At 47.4% G+C, this 837-nt stretch carries 2 protein-coding genes; both read right to left on the bottom strand.

Going from position 1 to position 837, the window contains the following annotated elements; genetic code table 11:
* The coding region (locus A3757_RS24395; RefSeq protein WP_156506562.1) for a hypothetical protein at positions 1–313 on the bottom strand (313 nt) is incomplete at its 3' end.
* A gap of 110 nt (positions 314–423) precedes the next feature.
* Positions 424–837, bottom strand: a 414-nt coding sequence (locus tag A3757_RS24390; protein WP_197470295.1) for a gamma-glutamyl-gamma-aminobutyrate hydrolase family protein, incomplete at its 5' end; no start/stop codon positions are given.

The raw sequence follows: 837 nt of genomic DNA, 5'->3' as shown, positions 1-837 counted from the left end.
CGCGCTCTAGGTCCAATGCACAGTTCAATGCAGTCTGACCACCCATTGTTGGCAACAACACGTCAGGGCGCTCTTTCTCGATAATCTTTTCAACTGTCTGCCAGGTAATCGGCTCGATATAAGTCGCATCGGCCATTGCAGGATCAGTCATAATGGTTGCCGGGTTAGAGTTAACCAAGATAACTCGATAACCCTCTTCGCGAAGCGCTTTACACGCTTGAGCACCTGAATAGTCAAACTCACAGGCCTGCCCGATGACGATAGGGCCGGCGCCTAGTATTAGAATACTCTTTATGTCGGTACGCTTTGGCATTTAATTCTTTCCGTTCTCTAAGAGTTAGGTTGTAAATAGCTAAGGTGCTCACTCACAACAAAATAGGTTCACTTTCAGCAAGTATTTTGCTGACTAAACAACAGTACTAATTACTTAGCACGAGCTCTCATCGTATCGATGAAGCGGTCAAACAAAGGCGCGACATCATGCGGGCCCGGGCTCGCTTCGGGATGGCCCTGGAAACTAAACGCTGGAGTATCCGTGCGTTCAATACCTTGTAAGGAACCATCAAATAGAGACTTATGTGTTGCTTTTAGACAATCTGGTAGTGAACTCTCGTCCACTGCAAAACCGTGGTTCTGACTGGTAATCATCACAGTTTTGTCTTCTAGATTCTGTACCGGATGGTTCGCACCGTGGTGACCAAACTTCATCTTTTCAGTCTTCGCGCCACTCGCTAGCGCAAGTAGCTGGTGACCTAAGCAAATGCCGAATACCGGAACCTTGGTTTCCAGTATGTCTTTGATTGCTGCAATCGCATAATCACATGGCTCTGGATCGCC

The organism is Oleiphilus sp. HI0117 (assembly GCF_001635235.1).
This window is presented reverse-complemented; position numbering and strand designations above follow the sequence as displayed.